This is a genomic window from Mycolicibacterium neworleansense (assembly GCF_001245615.1).
Taxonomy (GTDB): domain Bacteria; phylum Actinomycetota; class Actinomycetes; order Mycobacteriales; family Mycobacteriaceae; genus Mycobacterium; species Mycobacterium neworleansense.
Genome location: NZ_CWKH01000004.1, coordinates 1 through 1,168 on the forward strand (window position 1 = coordinate 1; position 1,168 = coordinate 1,168).

A 1,168-nucleotide genomic window follows, 5' to 3' on the forward strand; every position below is an offset into this window, starting at 1 on the left:
GGCGCCGCCGACAAGCGGATCGCCGCCGGGGCGCCGGCCGTCCGCGCCGTCACCGAGGCCGTCGAGCAGTTCGTGGAGTTGTTCACGCAGCTCGGCGGCCTGATGGCCGAACGGGTCACCGACCTGCGCGATATCCGCGACCGCGTCATCGCCGAACTGTCCGGCCTCCCGGAACCCGGTGTACCCCTACCGGATATCCCGTCGATCCTGTGCGCGGAGGACCTGGCGCCCGCCGATACCGCCGGCTTGGACCCGCAGCTGGTGGTCGGGCTCGTCACCACACTCGGCGGGCCGACCAGCCACACCGCGATCATCGCCCGCCAGCTCGGGATCCCGTGTGTGGTCGCGGTCAGTGGGCTCGATTCCGTGGCCGCCGGCGCCATGGTCCTGCTCGACGGGACCGCGGGCACGTTGACCGCCGATCCGGATCCGTCCCAGGCCGCGGCCGCGGTGGCCGCCGCCCAGCGCGACGCATTGGCCGCCCGGCAGTGGGCCGGCCCGGGTGCGACCGCCGACGGCCACACGGTCGCGATCCTGGCCAACGTGCAGGACGGCGCCGCCGCCAGGAGTGCGCGCAACACCCCGGCCGAAGGCGTCGGGCTGTTCCGCACCGAGCTGTGCTTCCTCAACCGTGACACCGAGCCGACGGTCGCCGAGCAGGCCGAGATCTACGGTGAGGTGCTCGACGCCTTCGCCGGACGCAAAGTGGTGGTCCGCACCCTCGATGCGGGCTCGGACAAACCGCTGAAGTTCGCCGGACATCCCGAGGAGGCCAACCCGGCGCTCGGCGTGCGCGGTATCCGGATCGCCGAGGGCAATCCCGGTCTGCTCGCGCACCAGCTCGAGGCGGTCGCCGCCGCGGGAAAGGCCACCGGAAACCCCGCGTTGGTGATGGCACCCATGATCGCCACCGCGGCCGAGGCGAAACGCTTTGCCGATCGGGCACGTACGTACGGGCTGACCCCCGGCGTGATGATCGAGGTCCCGGCCGCGGCACTGCTGGCCGACAAGATTCTCGAGCATGTCGAATTCCTGTCGATCGGCACCAATGACCTGGCGCAGTACACGATGGCGGCCGACCGGATGTCGGCCGACTTGGCCGCCCTCACCGATCCGTGGCAGCCCGCGGTCCTGGCCCTCGTGGCGCAGGCGGCCCGCGCCGCTGCAG

General features: G+C 72.1%; 1 protein-coding gene. It reads left to right on the forward strand.

Going from position 1 to position 1,168, the window contains the following annotated elements:
* A partial coding sequence (locus BN2156_RS30300) for a putative PEP-binding protein (protein ID WP_090518664.1) occupies positions 1–1,168 on the forward strand: 1,168 nt, incomplete at both ends.